Here is a 24870-nt window from a genome sequence, read left to right on the forward strand (position 1 = left end):
GCGAGCACGTGCCGGTATGGCCGTTCTACGTGGTGACGACGGTGAACGCCGTCGCCGCCACCATCGCTGGAGCGACCCGCATGGCCGTGGTCGGCCGCATCCTCCCGCCTGAGCTCATCTCTCGCGCCACCGCCCTCAACGGCATCGGCTTCGGCACCCAGCTCACGGTGGGCCCCGCGCTCGCCGGCGTGCTCGCCGCGAGCATCGGCCTCGCCTGGACCTTCGCGATCGACGCCGTGCTGTTCACCGCCGGGTTCCTGGGCGTGTGGATGCTGCCTCGACTGCCGCGCCTCGGCGAGCGGGTCGCCGCGGGCTGGCCCGTCCTGCGCGAGGGCTTCGGCTTCCTGCGCCGCGCGCCCAATATCCGCATGAGCTTCATCGTCGACATCGTCGCCATGACCTTCGGCCGGCCCTACGTGATCTTCCCTGCGCTGGGCGCGACCGTGATCGGCGGAGGAGCGCTGACGGTCGGAGCGCTGACGGCCGCCGGCGCCATCGGGACGGTCCTCGTCAGCCTGTTCTCCGGCTTCGTGGCCCGTGTCCACCTGCACGGGGTCGCGATCGCGCGGGCGATCTCGGTCTTCGGCGCATTCGTGGTGGTGTTCGGCATCGTCGTGGCGGTGACGGCCGCGACCGGTCACGACGCGCAGGCCGGCTGGGGCGGGATCGCCTGGCCTGCGCTGATTCTGTGCTCGCTCACGCTCGCGGGCATGGGGGCCTCGGACGAGGTCAGCGCGATCTTCCGGCAGACCATGACCATCAAGGCGGCGCCGGACAAGATGCGCGGCCGCCTTCAGGGCGTGTTCGTGGTGGTCGTCACGGGAGGGCCTCGGCTGGGCGACATGTACGCCGGCGTCCTCGCGACCGCGGTCGCGCTGTGGTTCCCGCCGCTGCTGGGCGGGCTGGTGATCATCGCCCTGATCGCGGTCGTCACGCGCATCCGGCGTTCGCGCACCGGCGAGACGTTCCGCCAGTACGACGACCGCCACCCGGTGCCGTAGCGCGCGGGCGGAGGGCTACGCGGTGAAGCCCATCTGCCTCCACGCCTCGTAGGTCACGAGGGCGGCGGCGTTGGAGAGATTGAGCGACCGGCGTCCCGGCAGCATCGGGATCACGACGGTGTCGGTGACGCGTCGGTGAGCGAGGACCTCCTCGGGAAGCCCCGTGGGCTCCGGCCCGAACAGCAGCAGGTCGTCGCTGCGGTACGCGATGTCCGAGTAGGTCGTCGATCCCCCCGCGGTGTACGCGAAGACCCGGGAGTCCGGCATCGTCTCGAGCAGCGCATCGAGGGACGGGTGTACCGTCACGGATGCGAGGTCGTGGTAGTCCAGGCCCGCGCGGCGCAGTCGCGGCTCCGACAGGTCGAAGCCGAGCGGCTCGATGAGGTGCAGCGGGGAACCGGAGACGGCCGAGAGTCGAATGGCCGCGCCGGTGTTCTGAGGGATGCGAGGCTCGAAGAACACGACATGCGGCGCAGCGGACATGCGCCCATCCTGTCAGGCTCCGGGTGCTTCAGTCGTCGACCTGGATGCCCAGACGCCGTGCGAGCGCCGGCCCCAGCACGGCGAGCTGCAAAGGTGAGATCGTCGCGCCGCGCAGCCCGCCGGCATCGTCGACGTCGTCGATTTCCAGACCGCGCAGGTCGACATCGCTCATGGTCGCGCCACGGACGGTGACCGAGGAGGCCGAGCAGCCCTCGAACGCCACCCGGACAAGTTCCGCGTCGGCGAGGTCGAGATCCTCGAACACGCAGTTCGAGAACAGCACGTCCTCGAGTCGCGCACCGCGGAGGTTGACGAAGCCCCAGCGGCAGCCGTCGACGCTCATCTGCTCCCACCGGCTGCCGTGCAAGGTCGCCGCGCCGATGCGCGAGCGGCTGATGGTGCCCCGTCGCCACCGGGACGCGGGCGCCTCGAGCAGCGAGGCGCCGAGTCCGTCGAGCAGGCAGCCGGAGAACTCGACCTCGTCGAGTCGTGCCCCGTCCAGGGTCGTTCCCGTCAGGTCGCACTCGATGAACGAGCCGGGGAGGCTGCGGCCCGCGAGGTCCAGGCGGCTGAGGTCCATGCCCGTGAGGTCGAGGCTGTCGAAGGGCGGGCCCTCGTCGAGGTCCAGGTCATCCGCTTCGATCAGTCCCCGGAGCGTCACGGGCGCGACCCGCGGCTCAGCTGGCTTGGCCGTCATCACGCCACGGTACGTGCCGGGAGCGCGCGAGGTCGAGGGTGCGTCAGCGGATCGGGCGCAGCTTGGGCGAGGCGAGAATCGCGACGAAGTGGCCCGCGAGCACGATGGGCGTGACGACGACGAGCCCGACGAGCAGCCACCACACGACGGGCGCGCCCACGATCAGTTCGACGATCGCGGCGACCAGGATCAGCTGCGTCATCTCGACCGAGTGATACACGCGGTGCAGGGGCACGAGATTGAACGCCTTGCGCGCGAGCGCGAGTCCCGAGCGGTTGATGGTGCGGGCCTCGGCCGAGTCCGGGACGCTGTCCAGCCCGGTCTTGCTGCGAGCCACGTGGACGGAGTCGTTGAGCGCCTTGTTCAACAGCACCATGCAGCCCAGCAGCGCGCCCAGGGCGAGCGGCAGCGCGTCGTCCATCGAGATCGCGAGGGCCGCGCCGAGGGCGATCGGGATGCCACCCTCGGTCGTGTAGTGCGCGACCTTGTCGAGGAACACACCGCGCGGCCCCGAGGTCCCGCGGACCCGGGCCACCTCGCCGTCGGACGCGTCGACCAGCATCTGCAGCTGCGCGAACACCGCGGCGAGCAGCGGGCCGGCGATCGAGGGGATCAGCAGCGACAGCGCGGCGAACCAGCCCGTCAGGATGACGCCGATCGTGACCGCGTCCGCCGTCAGGCCCCACGACAGGAACCGGCGGGTGAGGAACGGCGAGACCTTGCGCCAATAGAGGTCCGCGCTCCAGTGCTCGGCGGTCGCGCGGCTGCGGATCGCGTGAGGCTGACCGAGCGCACGGATCTCCTCGACCGTGACGTCGAGCCTGCCCAGGCGCGGAGCGGGAACGTCGTCGTCTGCGGAGTGCCCGCTGTCGTGCAGGGGAGCGGGGCTAGGCATGCCGCTCAGGATATCAAGGGGCGCTCGACGCCGGTCGCTCCCCGCCGGTCGGCACGAGCTGGCGCAGTCGCGCCCGGACTACCCTGGCGCCATGAGTCTTCCCGCCCCTCCCGGTTCCCGCCGCGCCGCGCTGGGCGGCGGTCACGGGCGCGGCGTCTCGGGCCGTGACGAGGCGGCACAGCGCGCTCGCAATGCGGAGGCTCCCGACATCCCGCACCTGTGGCGCCGGGTCCTCGAGCTCTTCCGCCCCTATCGGGCGCGCCTGGGGCTCACCGCAGCGCTCGTCATCGTGACCGCCACGGCCGGAGTGATCCCGCCGCTCGTCATCGAGCGCATCTTCGACGACGCGCTGTTCCCGCCGGGCGCGGAAGGCCCGAACCTCGCGCTTCTCGCCGAGCTGGTCGCCCTCGTCGTGATCATCTTCCTGGCGACGGCAGCGCTCGGCGTGTGGCAGACCTATGTGACGTCGTCGGTCGGCAACCGTGTCACCGGCGACCTGCGGATGCAGCTGTTCGACCGCCTGCAGGCGATGGACCTCGCGTTCTTCACGCGCACCAAGACCGGGGTGATCCAGTCGCGGCTCCAGAATGACGTCGGGGGAGTGTCCGGCGTCCTCACCACGTTCGTGTCGTCGATCGTCGGCAACTCGGTGACGGTGATCGCGTCGCTGGTGGCGATGATCGTGCTCGACTGGCGTCTGACGATTGTGGCCGTCGTGATGATGCCCCTGCTGGTGATGGTCCAACGCCGGGTGGGGCAGATCCGGGCCCGGCTCGCGTCGCGCACGCAGGAGTCGCTGTCGGAGATGACGGCGATCACCCAGGAGACGCTGTCGGTGAGCGGGATCCTGCTGTCGAAGGTCTACAACCGGCAGCGCCTGGAGTCGCAGCGCTACGCGGACGAGAACGCGAACCAAGTGGGCCTGCAGGTGCGCCTGTCGATGTCCGGACAGTGGTTCTTCGGGCTCGTCACGGTCATCATGAGCTCCGTGCCGGCCATGATCTACCTCGTGGCGGGCGTGCTCATCGCCCGCGCGAGCGGTCAGGGCCTGGACCCGACCATCACGGCCGGCACGATCGTCGCGTTCACCGCGATCCAGGGCCGGCTGCTGTTCCCGCTGATGGCCCTCATGCGCGTCGCTCTCGAGGTGCAGACGTCGCGCGCGCTGTTCGCGCGCATCTTCGAGTATCTCGACTTGGAGCCGGCGATCCAGGATGCGGCCGATGCGCGGGACGCATCCGCAGCCCCCGGACCCATGGGGCGGGTCGAGTTTCGCGACGTCACCTTCCGCTACCCCGGGGCCGATGCGGGTGCTCGGCCCACGCTCGACGGCGTCTCCTTCGTGGCGCAGCCCGGGCAGACCGTCGCGTTCGTGGGGCCGTCGGGGGCGGGCAAGACCACCCTGGTCTATCTCGCCGCGCGCCTCCACGAGGCTTCGGACGGCGCCGTGCTGTTCGCCGGAGCGGACGTGCGCGATCTCACTCACGAATCGGTGGTCGACCGTGTGGGAGTCGTGACCCAGGAGACCTACCTCTTCCACGCGAGCATCGCCGAGAACCTCCGCTACGCCAGGCCCGACGCCACGGACGAGGAGCTCGTCGAGGCCTGCCGGGCGGCGAACATCCACGACCAGATCGAGCGCTTCGAGCACGGCTACGACACGATCGTGGGCGAGCGCGGCTACCGGCTCTCAGGAGGGGAGAAGCAGCGCATCGCGATCGCGCGCGTGCTCCTCAAGGACCCGCCCGTGCTGCTGCTCGACGAGGCCACCAGCGCGCTCGACACGGTGAGCGAGCGCGTGGTGCAGGCTGCTCTCGACCGTGCTGCGGAAGGGCGCACCACGCTGGTGGTCGCGCACCGGCTGTCGACGGTCGCGGATGCTGACGTCATCCACGTGGTCGACGGCGGACGCATCGTCGAGTCCGGGACCGCCGCAGCGCTCGCGGCAGCCGGGGGGCTGTTCGCGGAGCTCGCCCAGCGCCAGCTCGCCTAGCCACGGTGGCGCCGGCTGTACGGAACGCGAAAGCGGGACCGGACCCGAAGGTCCGATCCCGCTTCCGTCTCGAAGTGCGAGGTCGACTAGTTGCCGCAGCCGCAGCTGCCGCCGCAGCACCCTCCGGTGCTCTCGGTCGCAGGCGCCTGAGCGTCCTTGTCGATCAGGTCGATGTTCTGCTTCTCAGCCATACGTGCCTCCCGGGGTCTCGGCGACAGCGCCACCACGGCGCCTGATGCCAGCGTAACCCGGGAGCGCAAGCCCTCCGCGCATCGGCCCTGTTCTGTGGACGGGGCCTACCAGATGCCCACGCGCTGCTCGGGGGCGAGCCAGAGCTCGTCCTCCTCGGTCACCTCGAACGCGTCGTACCAGGCGTTCATGTTGCGCACGATGCCGTTGACGCGGAACTCGGACGGTGAGTGCGGGTCGGTCGACAGGCGGGTGATGAGCGCCTCCGAGCGGGTCTTCATGCGCTCGGTGAGCGCGTAGCCGATGAAGAAGCGCTGCGTCGCCGTGAGGCCGTCCACCTCGGGTGCCTCGGCGATGGGGTGGCCCAGCGCGATCTCGTAGGCCTTGAGCGCGATCTCGACGCCCGCGAGGTCGCCGATGTTCTCGCCGATGGTGAGCGCGCCGTTGACGTGGTGCGAGCCGTCGAGCTGCTTGGGGGAGTAGCCGTCGTACTGCTCGATGAGCGCCTGGGTGCGCTCGGTGAAGGCCGCGCGGTCCTCCTCGGTCCACCAGTCCTCGAGGGCGCCGGTGCCGTTGTACTTCGAGCCCTGGTCGTCGAAGCCGTGGCCGATCTCGTGGCCGATCACCGAGCCGATGCCGCCGTAGTTCACGGCATCGTCTGCGTCGGGGTGGAAGAACGGCGGCTGCAGGATCGCTGCCGGAAAGACGATCTCGTTCGCCATGGGCAGGTAGTACGCGTTGACGGTCTGCGGCGTCATCAGCCACTCGGTGCGGTCCACGGGCTTGCCGATCTTGGACCACTCCCAGTCCTCCTCGAAGGCCGATGCGGAGCGCACGTTGGCGAGCAGATCCTCGCTGGTCACGGCGAGGCCCGTGTAGTCGCGCCACTTCTCGGGGTAGCCGATCTTGGGCGTGAACTGCGCGAGCTTGTCCAGCGCGCGCTGCTGCGTCGCAGGCGTCATCCACGCGAGACCGGAGATGGACTGGCGGTAGGCCTCGATGAGGTTCGCGACAAGCGCGTCCATCTTCTCCTTGTAGTCCGGCGGGAAGTGCTCCTTGACGTACTCCTGGCCCACGAGCTCGCCCGCGACGGCCTCGACGAAGCCCACGCCGCGCTTCCAGCGCTTGCGCTGCTCGGTGGCGCCGGACAGCACGGTGCCGTAGAAGTCGAAGTTCGCCTTCGAAATCTCCTCCGTGAGGTACGGCGCGCGCGAGCTGACGATGCGCCACCGCAGGTAGGCCTTCCACTCTTCGACAGCGGTCTCCTGCCACAGCGCCGCGAGACCCTCGAAGAAGCTGGGCTCGGAGGCGATCAGCAGGTGGTGAGCGGCCTCGGGCATCTCGATTGCCTGGGCCCACGCGCGCCAGGGGTAGCCGGAGGCGCTCTCGGTGAGCGCCGTGAGCGTGGTCGGGTTGTGGGTGAGCTCGGCCTCGCGGGTCTTCACGACGTCCCAGTGGTGGCCGGCGAGGGCGGTCTCGAGCGCCATGATCGACGCGCCCGTGAACTCGATGCCGGTCAGCTCCGCCATGCGGTCGATGTGGGCGACGTACTTCTCGCGCGTCTCGGCGTGCACGTCCTCGCGGTAGTAGGCCTCGTCCGGAAGGCCCAGGCCGCTCTGGGACAGGTAGACCACGTTGCTGTCCGGGGCGTTCTTGTCCGCGAACACGTAGTAGCCGATGGGGCCGCCCACGCCCGCGCGCTGCAGCACGCCGCTGGCCGCCGCGAGGGCCTCCGCGTCCGCCGCGTCCTCCACCAGCTGCAGGTCCGCGTCGAGCGGCTCCGTGCCCAGCCGGGCGAGCTGCTCGACGTCCATGAAGCTCGCGTACAGCGCCCCGATGATGTCGTGCTCGTCTGCCGCCTCGATGATGCGACGGGTGTGCTTCTCCGCCTCATCCCTCAGGGTGTAGAAGCTGCCGTCCGCCGCGCGGTCGTCGGGGATGACGTGCTCGTCCTCCCACGGACCGCTCACGTAGCGGAAGAAGTCGTCGCCGGGGCGGACGCTGGGGGAGAACTCGGACTGGTCGATGCCGGAGTGAAGAGCCATGAAATCACCCTAGGGGGACCGCGGGGACCCGTCTCGCCGGTTTCGCTCAGGGCGAGGACGCCACGGGCGCCCGTCCCTGGCAGGATGGAGACATGCGCATCCACATCGCCGCCGATCACGCGGGCTTCGAGCTCAAGGAGCACCTGAAGTCCCACTTCGCCGCCGCTGGTCACGACGTGGTCGACCACGGCAACCAGGAGTACGACGCGCAGGACGACTATCCGTCGTTCTGCATCGCCGCGGCCGAGGCCGTGCGAGTCCAGCCCGACACGCTGGGCATCGTCATCGGAGGCTCGGGCAACGGCGAGCAGCTCGCCGCGAACCGGGTGAAGGGCATCCGCGCCGCGCTGATCTGGTCCGTCGAGACCGCGAAGCTCGCGCGCCAGCACAACGACGCCCAGGTGGGGTCGCTGGGCGGTCGCATGCACACGCTCGAGGAGGCGACCGCAATCGCGGACGCGTTCATCAGCGAGCCCTTCAGTGGCGACGAGCGCCACCAGCGCCGCATCGACGAGATGTCGCGCTACGAGCAGCGACGCTGAAGCGCTGACCCAGCCCGCGCATCGGCCCTCAGCGGGTGCCGCGTCTCGTGGAAGGCATGGAGTGCCGGAATCGAGCACGAAACCGGCAGTCACTGCCTTCCAGGGCGCGCAGACCGGCTAGAAGTCCCAGTTCGCGAGCGGCGCGACCGGCGACATCATCGCCACGGCCAATTCGCGCGCCTGCCCCACCGTGTGCTCGCGGATCTGACCGGCGGCCGCCAGCGACTCGACCGACGTCCCGCCCAGGTAGATGGTCGACAGGTGGCGCGCATCCATCGACAGGTCCGCAGGCGCCGTCGGGTCATCGCCCAGCTTGGTCACGACGGCGTCGGGCCCGGACACCACGACCCGCCACACGCCGGCATTGGCCGGGACGTGCTTGTCGGTGAGCGCGAACGTCACGTCGCAGTCGTGGAAGTACTCGCGCGACTCGAGGGCCTGCTTGACGTCCAGCAGGCGCACCCACAGGTTGTCGATCACCTTGGAGCGGGCGCCGCGAGCGTCCTTGAGCTGATGCAGCAGCGGGTCGTCGGTCGCGAGGTTCTCGGTGTGGGTGGTGCCCACGAGGTCGAAGTCCAGCAGCGTCTGCCACAGCTTCTGGGAGGCCGCCGGCGTCAGTGATCCGTGCTCGCGCACCTGGCACACGCCGTCGTGGATGCCCACCTCGGAGTCCGCCTTGCGCCGGAAGAACGCGTACGCGACGGGCTCGCCGCGGTCCTCCACGATCGCGATGCGCCACTTCTCGTAGCCCTTGCGGTTGCCCACCGGGTCCGTGAAGCGCGCGTTGCGACCGCTGCCCACCGGGTTGAGGATCGTCGCGGGGCGCGTGAGCTTGGCCTGGAGGTCCGCGACCAGCTGGTCGTGGGCGTCGAAGTCGGCGCGCTCGAGTCGCACCGTGAGCTCGTCCGCCCCGTCGACCTTCCACATCCGCGATCCGCGGGGGATGGACGCCTTGACGGTCTGCGAGGCCATGCCATAGCCGAATCGCGCGTAGATCTCCGCCTCCATCGCGTACAGCGCGCTGACGGCCTCCCCGCGCTCGATGCAGCGTTCGAAGTGGTCGTGCATCATCGCGGTCATGAGGCCGCGGCGGCGGTGAGAGGGGTGCACGCCCAGCCAGGACAGGCCCGCCGTGGGAACGCGACGGCCGCCGGGCGTGATCATCTCCGTGCCGAAGCTCGCGTGCACGGCGGCGATCTCGCCGATCTCACCGCGACGCTCGTCCGTCACCTCGAGGCCACGCGCGCGCTCGGTGGGGATCGCGTCGACGTAGTCCTGGCGGTCCTCGATGAGCCACTCGCCCACGAAGGCCCACTGGACCACCTGGAACAGCTCGTCGAGCCGCTCTTCGGGGACGGAGATGGACTGGTAACCCTCTGCCTTCTTCATGCGTCCAGGGTTTCAGGTTTCGTCAGGCACGCCAAACCTGGCGGGGATTGCCGCAGCCGGGCGGGGGCCGATGCGGTCGCGCCGACGCTCAGTAGTTGAGGTTGGCGACCGGCTGCAGATCGGACGCCATCGCGGTGGACAGCTCCCGCACAGCACCGGCACGATGCTCGGTGACGCGGCCGGCGCGGAGCAGGTCGAGCACCGTGGGGCCGCCGAGGTACACGGTGCCGAGCTCCTGGATGCCCATCGAAACATCGGCGTCTGCCTCGGTGCGCTCGACCGAGACCGCGCCGTCTGCCGCCCGCAGGCGCCACGTCGCGTTGTTGTCCGGCAGCTGGGTGTCCGTGATGGCGATCGCGACGTCGCAGGGAGCCGCGTAGCCGCGTGCCTCGAGCGCGGCGGGCACGCTCAGCACCCGCAGCCAGAGATTGTCGCCCAGGGTGGCCTTCGCGCCGCGGATGTCCTTGAGCAGGTGCACGATCGGGGCATCGAGCGCAACCTTGTCGACGCGCGTGGTGCCCATGAGATCGAAGTCGGCGAGGACCGAGAACAGTCGGTGCTCGGCCGCGAGAGTGAGAGCGGCCCACGCGCCCACCTCCACGGTCCCCGACGGACCCGAGGGCGTCCAGTCTCCCTTGCGGCGCAGCAGCGCGTAGGCGACGGGGTTGTCGCCGTCCCGGATCACGACGATGCGCCGTTCCTCGGCCCCCGCCGTGATGCGCTTGGTGTCGAGGTCGAGGAACAGGTCGCGCGCCATGTCCTCGGCGAAGTCGAGGATGGTCCCGGGGCGCTCCATCTGAGCCTGGATGCTCAGGATGAGGGGAGTGTGGCGCTCGCGATCCGCGGAGTCGACCTCGACGGTGAGCGAGTCCGCGCCGTCGACCGCGCGCAGATCGACGCCCCGCGAGAGCTCGAGCCCCAGGTGGGGGGCGGCAAGGCCGTAGCCGAACCGCTGGTAGATCGCCGGCTCGGATGCCCACAGGGTCGAGATCGCCTCGCCGCGTGCCAGCGAGCGCGCGAAGTGATCGTCGATCATCGCACGCAGGAGGCCGCGACGCCGGTGGCCGGGGTGCACGCCTACCCAGGTGAGGCCGGCGGCCGCGACGGCGCCGCCGCCCGGCACGCGCGTGGGGTACGCGAAGGACGCATGGACCGCCGCGAGCGCGCCGACGGCGCCGCGCGACGGGTCGACGATCTCGAGCGCGCGGGCACGGCCGCGCGGCAGGATGGTGCTGAACTCCTCGGCATCACGCTGGAGCACCGAGAAGGCGAACGCGAACGCGGCGACGTCGAGTGCCTCGACCGCCCGCGACGCGTCGATCGATACGGCCTGGTAGCCGTCAGGAATGGTCACCCGACAATTGTTGCAGGGGCCTGCTCGGCGCGCCAGGGGAGCCCGCGCATCGGCACGAGCCGCGAGACCGCGACGCTAGTGCGCCCCAGACGCCTCCTCGATGCGGGTGCGCAGGCGCGCGTACTCGACCTTGAGGCAGTGGTTCTGCACCACGGTGAGCCCGGCCTCGCGGGCGCGTGCCGCCGACTCCTCGTGGACGACTCCCAACTGCAGCCACAGCGTGGATGCTCCGGCCGCGATCGCGTCGTCCGCGACCGGAGGCACGTGCTCGGAGCGGCGGAACACGTCGACGATGTCCGGGACCACGGGCAGGTCCGCGACCGAGTCGTAGAACCCGTGGCCGCGGATCTCCTGATCAGCGGCACGGGGGTTCACCAGGTAGATCTCGTACGGGGTCCGCGACATCAGCCATGTCGCGATCGCGTAACTGGTGCGGTGATCGCTGGGCGAGGCTCCGACCACCGCGACCGTCCTGGCGCTCGCGAGGAGGTCGACCAGCTCGTCGTCGCCCGGGAGGTGCGTGGGCGAGGGGGCAGGGCAGGCCGCGCCCATCGGGCCGTCGCTCGTGATGTCGCTCATACTGGTGGAACGTACCCGCGCGCTCAACATTCCAGAAATCGATAGTGAGAGCACCAGGGGAATGCCGTCGGCGCCGTTCCCGTTGGACTCGACGGAACGATGCACCCCAGACGAATGGAGACATCATGACTGACACCTCACCGCAGATCGGCATCGCCGACGGCGACCTCAAGGAGATCAACGCCGGCTTGGCGCGCGTGCTCGCGGACACGTTCACGCTCTACCTCAAGACCCACGGCTACCACTGGAACGTGACCGGGCCGCACTTCCGCTCGCTGCACCTGATGTTCGAGGAGCAGTACACCGCGCTCTTCGCTGCGACTGACGACCTCGCGGAGCGCATGCGCGCCCTCGGCGACACCGCGCCGGGCTCGATGGCAGAGATGATCGAGCTCTCGTCGCTCACCGACCACGAGCCCACTGGAGATGCGATCCAGATGGTTCGCAACCTCCAGCGGGACCACGAGGCCGTGGCTGCCGCGATCCGCCCGCTCGCGGAGGCCGCCGACGGTGCCGGCGACGGCGCAACGGCCGACCTGTACAACCAGCGCATGGAATTCCACGAGGAGTCCGCGTGGATGCTGAGGTCATTCGCGTCCTGACGCCACGGCGCGACACGCCCACGGTCCGAATGTCCGATTGGCGTTGATCGCAGCCATGAGAATGTACACTCGGTCCTGTCCGTGCGCGGTCCCAGCTTGCTGGTATCGCGCCGATGTCCCACCCCCCCTGGGACTGAGTCCTGCCACCCCCCGGTAGGACATCGGCCCCCGCCACCCCCCGGCGGGGGCCGTTCTCATGTCCGGGGTCCGACCCCGGCGGCGGGGCATCCGTTGCGCGCATGCGAAAGGCCCGAGCGCCGCAGCGCCCGGGCCCTCGCTTCCGTGGACGGTGCCTCAGATCCAGTACATGGCCGGCTCGCGCTGGCCCAGATCCTCCGGAACGGCGTCGGGGTCCGGGTGACGGTGGGAGTCGCCGGCGTCCACCGACGATGCCGCCGTCCCCGCCTCGCGCTCGTTCGGGTGATCGCGGATCTTGGCAGGGATGCCCACCGCCGTCGCGCCGTCCGGCACGTCCTTGACCACCACGGCATTCGAGCCGATGCGCGCATCGCACCCGATGTGGACGGGACCCAGGACCTTCGCACCCGCGCCGATCACGACGCGGTCGCCGACCGTGGGGTGGCGCTTGCCCGGGCTCATGGTCACGCCGCCCAGCGTCACGCCGTGGAAAAGGAGCACGTCGTTGCCCACGACGGCGGTCTCGCCCACCACGACGCCCATGCCGTGATCGATGAACACCCGGCGCCCGAGCGTGGCACCGGGGTGGATCTCGATCCCGGTGCTGCGGCGGGCGTACTGCGACCACAGCCGCCCGTACGACTTGAGCCCGTGGGTCCACAGCCAGTGCGCCACTCGGTGGTGCCACACGGCGTGAACGCCTTGGTAGGACAGGGCGATCACCAGCCGCGACCGTGCCGCGGGATCGCGGCGCATCGCGGTGTTGATGTCCTCGATCGCGAGTGCGATCGGGCCCTTGCTGTCAGTCATGCGGGGACGGCCTTTCGTGGTGCTGCGACGGTGTGGCGAGGATCAGTCCATGAGGTCGGCGTAGAGCACCGAGGACAGGTAGCGCTCGCCGAACGACGGAATGATGGTGACGATGGTCTTGCCCGCGTTCTCGGGGCGGTTGGCGACCTGGATCGCGGCGTGGATCGCGGCACCCGAGGAGATGCCCACGAGCAGGCCCTCCTTGCGGGCGACCGCGCGGGCCGTCGCGACCGAGGTCTCGGAGTCGACGTCGATGACCTCGTCGTAGATCTCGGTGTTGAGGATCTCCGGCACGAAGTTCGCACCGATGCCCTGGATCTTGTGCGGGCCGGGCTCGCCGCCGTTGAGGATGGGCGACTCGGCGGGCTCGACGGCGATGATCTGGATCTCGGGCTTCTTGGCCTTGAGCACCTCGCCCACGCCGGTGATGGTGCCGCCGGTGCCGATGCCGGCGACCACGATGTCGACCTCGCCGTCGGTGTCGTTCCAGATCTCCTCCGCGGTGGTGCGGCGGTGGATCTCCGGGTTCGCCTCGTTCGCGAACTGGCGGGCGAGGATCGAGCCGGGGCGCTCCTCGGCGATCTTGTTGGCTGCCTCGACGGCGCCCTTCATGCCCTCGGGGCCGGGGGTCAGGACGAGCTCGGCGCCGAACGCGCGCAGCAGTGCGCGGCGCTCCTTGGACATGGTCTCGGGCATGGCGAGCACGACGGTGTAGCCGCGCGCGGCGCCCACCATCGCGAGGGCGATGCCCGTGTTGCCGGAGGTCGCCTCGACGATCGTGCCGCCGGGCTTGAGTGAACCGTCCTTCTCGGCAGCGTCGACGATCGCGACGCCCAGGCGGTCCTTCACGGAGTTGGCCGGGTTGTAGAACTCGAGCTTGCCGAGCACGGTGGCGCCAGCGCCCTCCGCGAGAGCGTTGATCCTGACCAGCGGGGTGTTGCCGATGAGGGCGGTGGCGTCCTCGTAGATCTTTGCCATGATTCCTTTTCCTTGAGGTGAGAGGTGCCCGCACGCGGGCATGTCCGGAGTGAACAACACGGGGGCATCGGGATTCGATACCGGGGCGAGCGCTGGCGGGCATCCGAGCCCGCGGGCACGGGCGCGCGTCAGCGCTCTACAGACAGCAGCAGCACATGCGCATGCTGGAACCGGCGCACATCAGCGGGGCAGGCGAAGCGTACGCGGGAGTGCGTCGCTCGGTGCTCATCTCGCTGACCTTCCGTGTGCCGATGCCGCCAGGCTAGCGCCGATGCGCGGGCTGGGGCAAGCGTGAACGCGACCACCGCATCGGCCGTGCCTGCGCGCGCCACGGGCGCGACCACCCAGCGCGGAAGGCGTGTGCGCACTACGCTTTGGCTACGGCAGCGGTGGCGAAGGAGCAGGCATGTCGATCAAACCCGTGCATGTGAAGCGCGAGATCATGGCGGAGCCCGAGGCGGTATGGCGTGTCATCACCGACCTCGACAACGCGCCCAAGGTGCTGACGGCGATCGTCAGGATCGAGAGGCTCGAGGGCGACGGATACGCGCCGGGCGTCAAGTGGCGCGAGACCCGACGCATGTTCGGGCGCGAGGAGTCCGAGGACATGTGGGTCACGGAGGCCACCGCGCCGCGCTCCACGACCGTCGCGGCTGAGTCTCGCGGCACCAGCTACTCGACCGTGTTCCGGTGCGAGCCAAGCTCCCTGGGCACCACACTGCACATCGACTTCTCGGCCACCACGGCCGATGCGGGGCTCGGGCAGCGCATCGCCATGAAGGTGATGGGCAAGGCCGGGATGAAGGCCATGGAGAAGGCGCTCCTGCAGGATCTCGAGGACATCGCGAAGGCGGCGGAAGCCGCGGGACGGAGATAGATCATGGACTGGCTCACCTTCACGGACTTCCCTTGGCTGGGCGCTCTGCTGGCCTTTGTCGCCACGTTCATCCTGGGGTCCCTGTGGTACTCGCCGCGGATGTTCTTCAAGCCCTGGCAGCGCGCCGTGGGCTTCACGGACGAGGACATGAAGAACGCCAACATGGGGCTGTCGTTCGGCCAGATGGCGGTCGGCAACGTGATCGGCCTGGTGATCCTGGCGATGCTCCTGGTGGGACTGGGCGTGGACACGTGGTCCGGCGCGGCCGTCACGGGCGCGGCGGTCGGCTTCGCGATGCGTGGCGGCGCCCACCTCGTCCACGATGGATTCGCCCTGCGCAGTCCCGTGGCGACCTGGATCGACATCGCTCACGACACGGTCTCCCTCGCGCTCGCGGGACTGGTGATCGGCCTGTTCCTGTAGGCGACATCGGAATCGATGCTGGCCATTGCGCCTGATCTGGGCCAGGATGGGCCCGTGACCACCGGCCGGTGGTCGCACCACCGAGGACGATGGCGCCGGTGCTCCTCTCAGCGCACCGGACGGCTTCGGGGGCGGCGGGGGGACGTCGCCAGGCATCAGGTCGTCCCTGCATCAAGGGAGCACACGATGGACAAGTGGAAGATCATGGCCAACAGCAAGGTTCTGCGCGCCACCGCCGGCGCGAGCACCCTCATCGCGACTGCCGTCGTGGTGGGCGCTGGGTGGAAGTGGTACTGAGCGGTACCCGGCTCGGTGGCGGCGCGAGTGCTCCAGCGCCCGCGCCGCCACGGAGCCTCACTGTCTACGTCCTGACCATCGCCGCGCTCGGCGCGGCTGCCCTGATCGCCGTGGTCTGGATGACTCCGTGGCAGGGCATGCTCGACGACCTGCCGCTCGCCGCGGCGGTCTTCCTTGCCGTGGCGGCGATCGTCGGCGAGATCCTGCCGATCAAGTTCGTGAGGCCCGGCAGCCCTACGCGGTCGCTGTCGACGTCAGCGCCGTTCGTTCTCGCGCTCATTCCCGTCGCCGGTCTCGCCGTCGCGGTCATCGTGCAGCTCGTCGCGACCACGATCGACGACGTGCGCCTGCGCCGCGCGCCCGTCAAGTCGATCTTCAACTCGGGCCAGTACGTGCTGAGCGTGACGATCGGCGGCGCGGTCTTCGCGATGCTCGCGAACCGGCCCCTCGTCGCCGGGCCCACCCCCGTCGCGCCGTCGGACCTGCTCGCGCTTCTCGCGGGCGGCCTCATGATGATCGCCGCCAACTGGCTGATCGTCGCGGGCGTCGTGTCGATCGCCACGGGCCAGCCGCTGCGCGCCATCATCGGCAGCGACATGCGCTTCTTCGCCGTCACCAACCTGGTCCTGCTGTCCGTGGGCGGCCTCGCCGCTGAGGTGTCGGGAGACGGAGCCTGGGCGCTCGCGCTCCTCGCAGCCCCCGTGATCGCGGCCCACGTGTTCGCCGCATCCGCGGCACGCCACGCCCACGACGCAACGCACGATTCGCTCACCGGGCTGGGCAACAGGAGCCAGCTCCAGGCGAACCTGGAGAGGGCCCTCGACGCGACCCGCACGGCGGGCACTGGAACGGCGCTGGTCCTGATCGACCTGGACCATTTCAAGGACTTCAACGACACCCTCGGCCACCCCGTGGGCGACACCATCCTCACGACCGTCGGCGCAAGGCTGATCGCGGCCGCCCCGGAGGACGCCACCGTGCACCGATTGGGTGGAGACGAATTCGCCGTCATCGCCCCCGGCGGCCTGGTCGACGGCCAGGCGGTGGCGCGCGACCTGCTGGCCTGCTTCGACGAGCAGCTCCACATCGAGGGACTCGAACTGATCGTCCGGGCGAGCGCGGGCGTCGCCATTGCGCCCCAGCACGGCGACACCGTCGCCGACCTCATGAAGAACGCCGACATCGCTCTGTACCACGCGAAGCTCGAGCGCGACCGCATCAGCACGTTCGCGCCGGAGTTCGATGTCAACACGGTTGAGCGACTGCAACTGCTCGCGGACGTGCACGCGGCGCTCGACACGCGCCAGCTGCACGTCGTCTATCAGCCTCAGGTCGACCTCGCGACGGGGCGCATCGTGGGCGCCGAGGCGCTCGTGCGCTGGCACCACCCTCGAGGCCACATGATCGCTCCGGACGAGTTCATCCCGCTCGCCGAGAACTCCGGCCTGATCTTCCCGCTCACCGCGTACGTGCTCGACGAGGCTCTTGGGCAGCAGGCCCAGTGGCGCGCTCAGGGCTACGACCTGCGCATGGCCGTCAACCTCTCGGCCCGGCACCTGTCCGACCTCGGCCTGCCCGACCAGATCGCCGCCGCGCTCGCGCGCCACGACGTGCCCGCATCGGCCCTCGTGCTCGAGGTGACGGAGACCGGGATCCTGTCCGACCCGGCCCGTGCAGACGTCGTGATCAAGGCCGTGCGCGCGCTCGGCGTGGAGATCGCGATCGACGACTACGGCACCGGCAACGCGTCGCTCAGCTACCTGAAGCGCCTCGAGATCGATGAACTGAAGGTCGACCGGTCATTCGTCAGCAGCATCGGCAGCGATCACCACGACCTCATCATCGTGCGCTCGACCATCGACCTCGCGCTCTCGCTCGACCTGCGGGTGGTAGCGGAGGGAATCGAGGACGCCGAGACCGCTCGCGCGCTGCGCAAGCTCGGAAACGTCATCGGCCAGGGGCATCACCTGGGCTACCCGGTCGAGGCGGCGGAGCTCACCATCATGCTCGAGTCCCGTCGCGGTGCGAGCGCGCCGAGCCCGGGGGCGTAGCGCGTGCTGGTCCTCGCGTTCTGTCTGCTCGCCGTGCTGTCGCCGCTGGTCGCGGGCCGCTGGCCTGCCGGGCTGCTGCTCGGCAGATGGCGGTGGCCGCTGCTGGTGTGGGCGGCACTGCTCACGCAGATCGTCATCATCGAGGTGGAGACGCCCGAGGCCGTCGCCTCGACGCTGCACGTCGCCACCTACGTGATGGCCCTCGCGTTCGTGTGGCTCAACCGCAAGGCCGCCGGCGTGCTGGTCGTCGGCGCGGGTGCCGCGCTGAACGGGATCACCATCGCGCTCAACGGTGGCGTGCTGCCCGCTCGCCCCGAAGCGGTGGAGGCCGCGGGCATCGACGTCGACCACGCATTCGTCAACGCCGGCGTGGTCGAGGACCCGGTGCTGCCGTGGCTGGGCGACGTCTTCGCGTGGCCCGAGCCACTGCCGCTCGCCAATACCTTCAGCGTCGGGGACGTGCTGATCGTCGCCGGAGTGGCCATCGCGGCATGGGCGGGGTCGCAGCGCATCGGCGATGGCGAGACCCGGTCGGAGCGCGGCGACGTCGATACGATGCACGGGTGACGGAGCCCCAGCGCTGGAGCGCTCTGTCGACGGGTTCCGCTCAGCCTCCATTGCCGCACACGCCGGCTCCCAGATCGACAGCCACGCTCCACTGCGGCGCTCAGATTCGCGGTCATTTGTCTGAGCGCGGTGGTGGAGCGTCAGTGTCGGTTGCGCGAGGTCGCCGCGTCCTGGTGGAGCAGCAGCGGTGGCGCACCGGGCGCGGCCCGAGCGGCGTGGTCGGAATGGAGCGGGTGACGGGAATCGAACCCGCGTAATCAGTTTGGAAGACTGAGGCTCTACCATTGAGCTACACCCGCGTGGCCTGCGCGAAGAGCTGTCCGCCCGCCGCATCGGCGGGTACTAGAGTAGCCGAGCCTGGCCAGTACCGGGTACCGCCCTCGCCGAGCGAGCGCGGACGGGGTGTAGCGCAGCTTGGTAGCGCATCTGCTTTGGGAGCAGAGGGTCGCAGGTTCAAATCCTGTCACCCCGACGGCGACGACTCTCGCGGGAGCGTTCTTCGAGCGCCCTCGCGCATGCGAGAGATTGCGGCGGCAGAGACTGTGGGCTGCGGGCGTTCCCGTCGTTAGTGCTCAGGGCGGCGTGCCTCACCGACCACCGGAGAGATGCGGTTCGATCTCGCGCTCGAGCAGTCCTGCGAGCGTGGCGCTGTACGTCGACGTCAGGTGGTGCTCGTCCGCGAACACGAGCGTCGCCCCCTGAACGATCGAGCACATGTCAGCGACACACAGGTACGGCTCGAGGTCGACGATGTGAGCGCCATGGTCTGCCGCCGAACCCGTGGCGGCCCGGATGACCACGTCCCGCAGAGGGTCGTCAAGATTCGCCAAGCACGGCGTGATGTCGCCGGGGTTGACAGCCGCGCACTCGTGCACGCCGCTCTCGAACTCGGGGTAGTCTCGGATCCAGATCACCGGCACGTCGGCCGGGAGCCCGTCGAGCAGTTCCGTCGTCGCAGCGGCCCATTCGTCCGCCGTGGCCGCGGTGTCGTGCTCCGGGTGATACGACCGGTTGGCGATCACGATGGCGTCGACGGGCTCCCGCGCGAGTGCGGCGTACGCTGCCTCTCTCCACGTTGCGCATCGGTCCTCGCGTCCTTCGCGCACGATCGGGAACGCCGGACATCCCTTCTCAGTGATCTGCCACACCGTCGTGTCAAGCGCCGCTGATGCCGCATTGAGGCCCGGCATGAGCTGTGCGGCATGCGAGTCTCCAAGGAGTGCGATCCGATGCTTCGCGCCATCCGCACCCGTGTAGCACTTCTCGGCTCCAACTTTTGGAAGCTCGTCGAGGCACTTGCGGGAGTGGACGCCGTAGCCGGTGCCGCTCACCTCGCCGAGGGCGGGCTCGAGATTCGACGCGATCGTCGTGGTCGCGGTCACCGGCCTGCCCGCCTCGATCACCCGATCGCCCTCGCCGACGGAACCGAAGTCGCGGTTCGCGCTCACGACGTTGAGTGCGAGGATCGCGACCGCGATGGCTACCGTCGACGCCGCTGCCGCTGTCAGGGTGAGCGCGGGTCTCGCTCCCCGCACGCGCAACGGCTGCTCGACGTACCGGTAGGTGAGGGCGGCAAGAACGAAGGTGCTGGCGACGCCGGCGAGCGCCAAGGTCCAGTGGTGCGAGGTCAGGACGATCGGGGGGAGGATCAACAGCGGCCAGTGCCAGAGGTAGAGGGAGTACGACCAGTCGCCGATGCGCTGCGTCGTCCGGGACGCGATGAGCGCGAGGCTGCGGCTGCGTCGATGCCACTCGTCGCCGGCCGCGATGACGAGCACCGTCCCGAGGACGGGGGCGAGCGCGGCGACGCCGGGGAAGGCCGTTGATGCCCCGAACCAGAGGCAGGAGGCGCCGATCAGCACGATCCCGGCGAGGGCCATGATGCGGGCATGCGCGAGTCGCATGGCGTACCGACCGGTCCAGAGCGCGACTGCTGCGCCCGCTGCGAACTCCCATGCCCGCGTGGCTGGCGAGAAGAACGCCCACGCCTGGTTGGCATCGGTGAGCCATAGCGACAGGGCAAATGACGCGGCAGCGACGGCGATGATCGTGGCGACGATTCCTGTCAACCGCTTCCGGGCCGCGACCCATCCCGCGAACAGCAGGAGCGGCCACATGAGGTAGAACTGCTCCTCGACGCCCAGCGACCAGTAGTGCTGAACTGGGCTCGGTGCCGAGTCCGCGAGGTAATCGGTCGATTGGTGGGCGAACCACAGGTTCGGTACGTAGAAGGCCGTGGCCAACAGGTCCTCGAAGGGGGAGCTCGTCGTTCGTGGGCCGTTGAAGAGTGGCCTGTCGAGCACCGGAACCACGGTCGCCAGGGCGACGGCCGTGGTCAGGAGAACCAGCATCGACGCTGGGAGGATGCGCCGCACGCGTCGCGCATAGAAGTCCGCGAAGCGCGGCGATCCGTACCTCTGGATCCTGTCGACGAGATGACTCGAGATCAAGAACCCCGAGATCACGAAGAAGACATCGACGCCGACGTAGCCTCCGGTGACGAACGGCACACCCGCGTGGAACGCGATGACGGCGATCACCGCGACTGCGCGAAGGAACTGAATGTCGGCACGCGGCGCCCGCGTGGGCCCTCGTTGGGCTCGCGGTTCGACGACTGTCTTCTGCTCGGTGCTCACGTCCATGCCTCCCCCGTCCGCGGCCGCCGCGATCGCCGAATCGTCAAGACTCTCACAGCACGTAGTGCGCGTTGGGCCAGAGCGCGCGAATGTCCCGGTCGGGGAAGCGCTCGGCCACGAACTCGTAGGTGGGGCGCAGCGAACGCGCCACCTTGCGCAGTGTCGCGGCGTCGGGTCCGTCGTCGCTACGCGGGCTGGACACGTTCTTGCGCTCGGCGAAGTCGGGCTCGATCATGTCGATCCCCAGGAAACGGCAGATGTCCTGCACCGTGTCGCGCGTGAACAGTTCCTCGTAGAACCCGAAGTAGGCGTCCTCCTCCGGGAAGGTCGCGTCGATGCGCCGGATGGTGTCCTCATATCGACTGCGGCTCGCGTAGATCTCCTTGCGGTGCCACTTCAGCAGCATGGTCTCCGCGTCGGCTCCGAGGTTTTCAGGGACGTCGCGCGCGCGCATCCGGATCTGGGAGTAGATGCGCTCGACGGGGTCGCGCATCAGGAACATGGCGGCAGGCCGCATCCCCCGGCGGCTGACCTCTGCGCGCACCTCTTCCAGCCGGCGCTGCGGGAGAAGCGCGTAGATGGGCGTGTAGTCGGCGGTCAGGCGCACCTCGGGATCGGCGTGCGCGAGTGTGGAGAAGTAGTCGTAGTAGACGCGTGTGTCGGCGATCATCGCCGCGCGATGCAGGTGGCGCGGCCCGATCTCTTCCCCGCGCAGGCCACGCTCCGCAGCCGCGATCGCGCCGTCGAAAGCGCGCCGCGCGGCCGACGGGTAGTCCAGGTCGATCGCGTCCAGCACGTGGTACTCCTTGAAGTAGCCGCCGTCGAACTGCGGCGACCTGTCAAGGTAGGCGTGAAGCCAAGTGGTGCCCGCCTTCTGGGCGCCGAGCCCCAGGAGGAAGGTGGGGGAGGGGCTTCGCCGCTTGGTGCCGAACATGGTGGAACTCCGTAGCGTCGGTCGTGCGGTGGCTTGGGGGCAATCTAGCGCACATCGATTCCCCGCCGGCCTCCGTCTCGACGCACGCCGACGCGGCTATGCATGAGGGCACAATGGGGCGGCGCTGCCATGCCGACGCCCGCGCGCCGAACTCCACCGTGGGCCTTCGCCCCAGGCGTGCATCGAGGCGCGAGGGGCTGAGCAGGGCGATGCGCGATGGACAGGGGAGCATCGCCCTGAGCGAACCGATTGGGCCTCAGCCCACACGGCGACTAGACTCTTAGGGTTGCCCGACTGCGGCGTGCCCGCATACGGCCAAGCCAGCACCCCATTCACAGGAGCACATCAGTGACCAGCGCCCTCGAGAAGATCGACGCCACGACCGTCAAGTTGACGGTCAACCTGACCGAGGAGGACCTCAAGCCCTCGCTCGACCACGCCTACCAGCACATCGGCGAGCAGGTGCAGATCCCCGGCTTCCGCAAGGGCAAGGTGCCGCCGCGCATCCTCGAGCAGCGCGTGGGCAAGGGTGCCGTCATCGAGCACGCCGTCAACGACGGCCTTCCCGGCTGGTACTCGGCCGCGGTCGAGGAGCAGGAGATCCGTCCGTTCGGTCAGCCCGAGGTCGAGATCGTGAGGATCCCCGGCTCCGAGGAGGGCTTCGAGGGCCTCGAGTTCACCGCGACCGTCGAGGTGCGCCCCGACGTCGAGCTGCCCAAGGCCGAGGACATCACGCTCGAGGTCGAGCCCGTCGAGGTCTCGGACGAGGACGTCGACGCGCGTCTCGACCAGCTCCGCGAGCGCTTCGGCTCGCTCAAGACCGTCGACCGCCCCGTCGCGGACGGTGACTTCACCACCATCGACCTCGCCGCCAAGCTCGACGGTGCGGACGTGGACAACGTCCAGGGCACCTCGTACCAGGTGGGTTCCGGCAACATGCTCGAGGGCATGGATGACGCGCTGATCGGCCTGTCCGCCGACGAAGAGACCACGTTCGAGGCACCGCTCGCCGCGGGCGACAACGCCGGCCAGGTCGCGCAGATCACCGTCAAGGTGACCGCCGTCAAGGAGCGCGAGCTCCCCGAGGTGGACGACGACTTCGCGCAGCTCGCCTCCGAGTTCGACACGGTCGACGAGCTGAAGGACGACCTGCGCGAGCAGGCCGCCCGCATCAAGGCCAACAACCAGGCCGTCGAGGCCCGCGAGAAGCTGATCGACGCGCTGGTCGCGGCAACCGACTTCGAGCTGCCCAAGAAGGTCATCGAGTCCGAGGTCCACTCGCACCTCGAGAACGAGAACCGCCTGGACGACGACGAGCACCGTGCCGAGGTCACCGAGGAGGCGCACAACGCCCTGCGCGCGCAGATCCTCCTCGACCAGCTCGCGGACGACCTCTCGATCGAGGTCGAGCAGAACGAGCTCCTCGACTACCTGCTCAACGCGTCGCGCCAGTACAACATGGACCCGAACACGTTCATCCAGCAGGTTGAGCAGGCCGGCCAGATCCCGTCGATCGTCGCCGAGGTCGCCCGTTCGAAGGCCACCGCCTTCGCGCTGCGCCGCGCGACCGTCAAGGACACCGCGGGCGCCGTGGTGGACCTGTCCGCCGTCATCGGCTCGATCGAGGACGAGACCAAGGACGACGAGATCGACGAGGCCGCCGTTGCCGCCGCAGTCGAGGAGGCCGCGACCGACACCAAGTAGTCGGAACGCTTTCGCGACGAAGCCCCGTCTCCCTTCCGGGAGGCGGGGCTTCGTGCTGTTGTCTCGGGCTGGCGCGTGTGCCAGCTCTCGACGGGCCGATGCGCGGGTGGGGTCAGCTGACGGCTGCGGCGGTGCCGAACAGCATGGCCACGAGGCCGAAGTACATCAGCGCGAGAAACGCGACCAGCGCGAGGTTGAGATAGCCAAGGACGAGTGCAGCGATCCCGAGGCCGCGGCTATCGGCCTCGCCGCGGTTCGCGGCCGCTACTCCGAGGTGGCCGAACACCACGGCTCCGAGCCCGATGCCCAAGAGCGACAGCACAAAGGCAGTGATGTTCATCCACGTCTTCGTGGGGCGTGCTCCGATGTGGTGATAGTGGTGCACCACGTCACCCTGGGGCTGCGGCCGGTATGGGTCGGGTCGGTGGTCCATGTACGTCACAGGGTTCCCCTCGTCGAGATTCGTCTCGGGGACCCTAGCGGCACTGTGTCTCAAGCGGCAGGTTTCTGTGACATCAATAACGACCGACGCGCGGGTGGGGTCAGGCGGCGATCGCGTCGCTCGTGCACCAGTCCGCGGGGTTGTCGCCGGCGCACTCGCCGATGACGGTGCCGAAGATCGCGCCGAAGAACACGAGCAGGATGATCGTGGCGATGATGCCGAGCCCCACGAGCACGTAGCCCGTGATGAGGCCGCCGAGCGCGACGCCGCGATTGTCGGCCTCGCCTCGCTTGGCCGCAGACAGGCCCAGGTGGCCGAAGACGATGCCGGCGATGGCGGTGATGCCGAAGATCAGGCCGGACAGCGACAGGACGAGCGACGCGATGCCCATCCAGTTCTTCTCGGTACCCGGGCGCGGGGCCACCGGCTGCGCGTAGTACTGCGGCTGCCCGTACTGGGGCGGCTGCGCGTACTGGGGCGGCTGCGCGTATTGCTGCGCATACGGAGGCTGCGCGTACTGCGGCGGGGGAGTCCCCGCATCGGCGCCTGGGCTGGGCGGCTGCTCTGCAGGCTGCTCGGCTGCGGGCTCGGGCTGGTCGTCTGCCGGGCCCTGCGGTGTGGTGGTCATGTCTGTCTCCTTGTCTCAGGTCTGGGTCGCTCAGGTGGTCTCGAACTCCCACACGATGGTGCCGTCGTCGCTGGTGCACCAGTCGGCAGGGATGTCGCCGCCGCACTGAGACGCACCCCACGCGAAGAACGCGAAGATCGCGATCGTCGCGAGGATGCCCAGCACCAGCACCACGTAGCCCGTGATGAGTCCGCCGAGCGAAAGGCCGCGGTTGTTTGCCTCGCCCCGCTTGGCGGCAGCCAGACCCAGGTGGCCGAACACGATGCCAGGGATCGCCGTGAACCACGTCAGGAGCCCCACCAGGGACAGCACGAGCGAGATGATGCCCATCCAGTTCTTCTGGGTGCCAGCGCGGTACGTCCCGGGGTAGGCGTACTGCGGCGGGTAGGCGGGCTGACCCAGACCCGGCTGGGCGTACTGCTGCTGGAACCCCGGCTGCGGGTCGTGCGGCACGTGCGGCCCAGGATCGGGCGGCGGATACGCGGGCCGGCCCTCGCCGGCCTGCGCAGCGCCGCCAGCGTCAGCGGGACGCCTGGCGAACGGGTCCTCGGGCGTGGTGGACATGTGGGCCTCCTGCTCAACGAAACTCCTACGCCCCTGACGCTAGTCCGGGCGC

The 24870-nt window shown here is 69.4% G+C and carries 23 protein-coding genes and 2 tRNA genes; 10 read left to right on the top strand and 15 right to left on the bottom strand.

Annotated elements, in window-relative coordinates:
• Nucleotides 1-1001, top strand: a 1001-nt coding sequence (locus QZ483_RS02715; protein ID WP_297081452.1) for an MFS transporter, incomplete at its 5' end; no start/stop codon positions are given.
• Nucleotides 1002-1016: 15 nt separating this feature from the next.
• On the opposite strand, the gene QZ483_RS02720 is transcribed toward QZ483_RS02715, so the two are convergent.
• From QZ483_RS02720 to QZ483_RS02730, 3 genes are read right to left on the bottom strand one after another with little or no spacing between them, the layout of a single operon-like run.
• A complete protein-coding gene (locus QZ483_RS02720) occupies nt 1017-1484 on the bottom strand; it encodes a tRNA (cytidine(34)-2'-O)-methyltransferase (protein WP_297081453.1) in 468 nt (155 codons plus the stop codon).
• 28 nt (nt 1485-1512) lie between these two features.
• The gene (locus QZ483_RS02725) at nt 1513-2181 is read right to left on the bottom strand and encodes a pentapeptide repeat-containing protein (RefSeq protein WP_297081454.1); all 669 of its coding nucleotides are present in this window, start codon (nt 2179-2181) and stop codon (nt 1513-1515) included.
• A gap of 43 nt (nt 2182-2224) precedes the next feature.
• Nucleotides 2225-3076, bottom strand: a complete 852-nt coding sequence (locus tag QZ483_RS02730; RefSeq protein WP_297081455.1) for a CDP-alcohol phosphatidyltransferase family protein — start codon at nt 3074-3076, stop codon at nt 2225-2227.
• A gap of 91 nt (nt 3077-3167) precedes the next feature.
• Here QZ483_RS02730 and QZ483_RS02735 point away from each other — a divergent pair, with 91 nt between their 5' ends.
• Nucleotides 3168-5069 (top strand): ABC transporter ATP-binding protein, encoded by a 1902-nt coding sequence (locus QZ483_RS02735; RefSeq protein WP_297081456.1) that lies wholly within the window; start codon nt 3168-3170, stop codon nt 5067-5069.
• Between the two features lie 296 nt (nt 5070-5365).
• Here the strand turns inward: QZ483_RS02735 and QZ483_RS02740 are convergent, their stop codons facing one another.
• On the bottom strand, nt 5366-7303 hold the full coding sequence (locus tag QZ483_RS02740; protein ID WP_297081457.1) for a M13 family metallopeptidase: 1938 nt from the start codon (nt 7301-7303) through the stop codon (nt 5366-5368).
• A 92-nt stretch (nt 7304-7395) separates the two neighbouring features.
• On the opposite strand from QZ483_RS02740, the gene QZ483_RS02745 reads away from it, so the two are divergent.
• Nucleotides 7396-7845 (top strand): ribose-5-phosphate isomerase, encoded by a 450-nt coding sequence (locus tag QZ483_RS02745; RefSeq protein ID WP_297081458.1) that lies wholly within the window; start codon nt 7396-7398, stop codon nt 7843-7845.
• A 117-nt stretch (nt 7846-7962) separates the two neighbouring features.
• Here the strand turns inward: QZ483_RS02745 and eis are convergent, their stop codons facing one another.
• The 3 genes from eis to QZ483_RS02760 form a co-directional block, all read right to left on the bottom strand.
• Entirely contained in the window at nt 7963-9234 is a 1272-nt protein-coding gene (eis, locus tag QZ483_RS02750; protein WP_297081459.1) for an enhanced intracellular survival protein Eis, read from the bottom strand.
• An 88-nt stretch (nt 9235-9322) separates the two neighbouring features.
• A complete protein-coding gene (locus QZ483_RS02755) occupies nt 9323-10588 on the bottom strand; it encodes a GNAT family N-acetyltransferase (RefSeq protein ID WP_297081460.1) in 1266 nt (421 codons plus the stop codon).
• Between the two features lie 75 nt (nt 10589-10663).
• Complete coding sequence (locus QZ483_RS02760) at nt 10664-11167, bottom strand: CoA-binding protein (protein WP_297081461.1); 504 nt, start codon at nt 11165-11167, stop codon at nt 10664-10666.
• Nucleotides 11168-11292: 125 nt separating this feature from the next.
• Here QZ483_RS02760 and QZ483_RS02765 point away from each other — a divergent pair, with 125 nt between their 5' ends.
• Nucleotides 11293-11769, top strand: coding sequence for a Dps family protein (locus tag QZ483_RS02765; protein WP_297081462.1), 477 nt, complete (start codon nt 11293-11295; stop codon nt 11767-11769).
• A 294-nt stretch (nt 11770-12063) separates the two neighbouring features.
• Here the strand turns inward: QZ483_RS02765 and cysE are convergent, their stop codons facing one another.
• Nucleotides 12064-12717, bottom strand: a complete 654-nt coding sequence (gene cysE / locus QZ483_RS02770; protein ID WP_297081463.1) for a serine O-acetyltransferase — start codon at nt 12715-12717, stop codon at nt 12064-12066.
• A 42-nt stretch (nt 12718-12759) separates the two neighbouring features.
• Entirely contained in the window at nt 12760-13695 is a 936-nt protein-coding gene (gene cysK, locus QZ483_RS02775; RefSeq protein WP_297081464.1) for a cysteine synthase A, read from the bottom strand.
• Nucleotides 13696-14101: 406 nt separating this feature from the next.
• Between cysK and QZ483_RS02780 the strand changes: the two genes are divergently transcribed.
• From QZ483_RS02780 to QZ483_RS02795, 4 genes are all read left to right on the top strand, one after another.
• Nucleotides 14102-14572: an SRPBCC family protein gene (locus tag QZ483_RS02780; protein ID WP_297081465.1), complete on the top strand. Its 471-nt coding sequence runs from the start codon at nt 14102-14104 to the stop codon at nt 14570-14572.
• Between the two features lie 3 nt (nt 14573-14575).
• Complete coding sequence (locus QZ483_RS02785) at nt 14576-14995, top strand: DUF1761 domain-containing protein (RefSeq protein ID WP_297081466.1); 420 nt, start codon at nt 14576-14578, stop codon at nt 14993-14995.
• A 281-nt stretch (nt 14996-15276) separates the two neighbouring features.
• The gene (locus tag QZ483_RS02790) at nt 15277-17343 is read left to right on the top strand and encodes a bifunctional diguanylate cyclase/phosphodiesterase (RefSeq protein WP_297081467.1); all 2067 of its coding nucleotides are present in this window, start codon (nt 15277-15279) and stop codon (nt 17341-17343) included.
• A gap of 3 nt (nt 17344-17346) precedes the next feature.
• On the top strand, nt 17347-17910 hold the full coding sequence (locus QZ483_RS02795) for a DUF5317 domain-containing protein (RefSeq protein ID WP_297081468.1): 564 nt from the start codon (nt 17347-17349) through the stop codon (nt 17908-17910).
• A gap of 225 nt (nt 17911-18135) precedes the next feature.
• Here the strand turns inward: QZ483_RS02795 and QZ483_RS02800 are convergent.
• Nucleotides 18136-18209, bottom strand: a tRNA-Gly gene (locus QZ483_RS02800).
• Between the two features lie 99 nt (nt 18210-18308).
• On the opposite strand from QZ483_RS02800, the gene QZ483_RS02805 reads away from it, so the two are divergent.
• Nucleotides 18309-18382 (top strand) — tRNA-Pro (locus QZ483_RS02805).
• Between the two features lie 115 nt (nt 18383-18497).
• Here the strand turns inward: QZ483_RS02805 and QZ483_RS02810 are convergent.
• Nucleotides 18498-20552, bottom strand: coding sequence for an acyltransferase family protein (locus QZ483_RS02810; protein ID WP_297081469.1), 2055 nt, complete (start codon nt 20550-20552; stop codon nt 18498-18500).
• Nucleotides 20553-20598: 46 nt separating this feature from the next.
• The gene (locus tag QZ483_RS02815) at nt 20599-21480 is read right to left on the bottom strand and encodes a sulfotransferase (RefSeq protein WP_297081470.1); all 882 of its coding nucleotides are present in this window, start codon (nt 21478-21480) and stop codon (nt 20599-20601) included.
• A 348-nt stretch (nt 21481-21828) separates the two neighbouring features.
• Between QZ483_RS02815 and tig the strand changes: the two genes are divergently transcribed.
• Nucleotides 21829-23184 carry a trigger factor gene (gene tig / locus QZ483_RS02820; RefSeq protein ID WP_297081471.1) on the top strand — a complete coding sequence of 452 codons (1356 nt, stop codon included), beginning with the start codon at nt 21829-21831 and terminating at the stop codon, nt 23182-23184.
• A 112-nt stretch (nt 23185-23296) separates the two neighbouring features.
• Here tig and QZ483_RS02825 read toward each other — a convergent pair whose 3' ends face one another.
• From QZ483_RS02825 to QZ483_RS02835, 3 genes are all read right to left on the bottom strand, one after another.
• Nucleotides 23297-23524, bottom strand: a complete 228-nt coding sequence (locus QZ483_RS02825; RefSeq protein WP_297081472.1) for a hypothetical protein — start codon at nt 23522-23524, stop codon at nt 23297-23299.
• Nucleotides 23525-23726: 202 nt separating this feature from the next.
• Nucleotides 23727-24254, bottom strand: a complete 528-nt coding sequence (locus tag QZ483_RS02830; RefSeq protein ID WP_297081473.1) for a DUF4190 domain-containing protein — start codon at nt 24252-24254, stop codon at nt 23727-23729.
• Between the two features lie 30 nt (nt 24255-24284).
• Entirely contained in the window at nt 24285-24818 is a 534-nt protein-coding gene (locus QZ483_RS02835; RefSeq protein WP_297081474.1) for a DUF4190 domain-containing protein, read from the bottom strand.
• Nucleotides 24819-24870: the final 52 nt, after the last annotated feature.

Source organism: uncultured Demequina sp., assembly GCF_913055775.1.
Taxonomy (GTDB): domain Bacteria; phylum Actinomycetota; class Actinomycetes; order Actinomycetales; family Demequinaceae; genus Demequina.

What these genes read in the sequence shown, in the direction of transcription:
- cysE (WP_297081463.1), bottom strand. Translation starts at nt 12,717, where the DNA reads ATGACTGACAGCAAGGGCCCGATCGCACTCGCGATCGAGGACATCAAC.
- QZ483_RS02785 (WP_297081466.1), top strand. Translation starts at nt 14,576, where the DNA reads ATGGACTGGCTCACCTTCACGGACTTCCCTTGGCTGGGCGCTCTGCTG.
- QZ483_RS02830 (WP_297081473.1), bottom strand. Translation starts at nt 24,254, where the DNA reads ATGACCACCACACCGCAGGGCCCGGCAGACGACCAGCCCGAGCCCGCA.
- QZ483_RS02825 (WP_297081472.1), bottom strand. Translation starts at nt 23,524, where the DNA reads ATGAACATCACTGCCTTTGTGCTGTCGCTCTTGGGCATCGGGCTCGGA.
- QZ483_RS02835 (WP_297081474.1), bottom strand. Translation starts at nt 24,818, where the DNA reads ATGTCCACCACGCCCGAGGACCCGTTCGCCAGGCGTCCCGCTGACGCT.
- QZ483_RS02815 (WP_297081470.1), bottom strand. Translation starts at nt 21,480, where the DNA reads ATGTTCGGCACCAAGCGGCGAAGCCCCTCCCCCACCTTCCTCCTGGGG.
- QZ483_RS02760 (WP_297081461.1), bottom strand. Translation starts at nt 11,167, where the DNA reads ATGAGCGACATCACGAGCGACGGCCCGATGGGCGCGGCCTGCCCTGCC.
- QZ483_RS02765 (WP_297081462.1), top strand. Translation starts at nt 11,293, where the DNA reads ATGACTGACACCTCACCGCAGATCGGCATCGCCGACGGCGACCTCAAG.
- QZ483_RS02780 (WP_297081465.1), top strand. Translation starts at nt 14,102, where the DNA reads ATGTCGATCAAACCCGTGCATGTGAAGCGCGAGATCATGGCGGAGCCC.
- QZ483_RS02735 (WP_297081456.1), top strand. Translation starts at nt 3,168, where the DNA reads ATGAGTCTTCCCGCCCCTCCCGGTTCCCGCCGCGCCGCGCTGGGCGGC.
- eis (WP_297081459.1), bottom strand. Translation starts at nt 9,234, where the DNA reads ATGAAGAAGGCAGAGGGTTACCAGTCCATCTCCGTCCCCGAAGAGCGG.
- QZ483_RS02725 (WP_297081454.1), bottom strand. Translation starts at nt 2,181, where the DNA reads ATGACGGCCAAGCCAGCTGAGCCGCGGGTCGCGCCCGTGACGCTCCGG.
- QZ483_RS02730 (WP_297081455.1), bottom strand. Translation starts at nt 3,076, where the DNA reads ATGCCTAGCCCCGCTCCCCTGCACGACAGCGGGCACTCCGCAGACGAC.
- QZ483_RS02740 (WP_297081457.1), bottom strand. Translation starts at nt 7,303, where the DNA reads ATGGCTCTTCACTCCGGCATCGACCAGTCCGAGTTCTCCCCCAGCGTC.
- QZ483_RS02745 (WP_297081458.1), top strand. Translation starts at nt 7,396, where the DNA reads ATGCGCATCCACATCGCCGCCGATCACGCGGGCTTCGAGCTCAAGGAG.
- cysK (WP_297081464.1), bottom strand. Translation starts at nt 13,695, where the DNA reads ATGGCAAAGATCTACGAGGACGCCACCGCCCTCATCGGCAACACCCCG.
- QZ483_RS02720 (WP_297081453.1), bottom strand. Translation starts at nt 1,484, where the DNA reads ATGTCCGCTGCGCCGCATGTCGTGTTCTTCGAGCCTCGCATCCCTCAG.
- QZ483_RS02810 (WP_297081469.1), bottom strand. Translation starts at nt 20,552, where the DNA reads ATGGACGTGAGCACCGAGCAGAAGACAGTCGTCGAACCGCGAGCCCAA.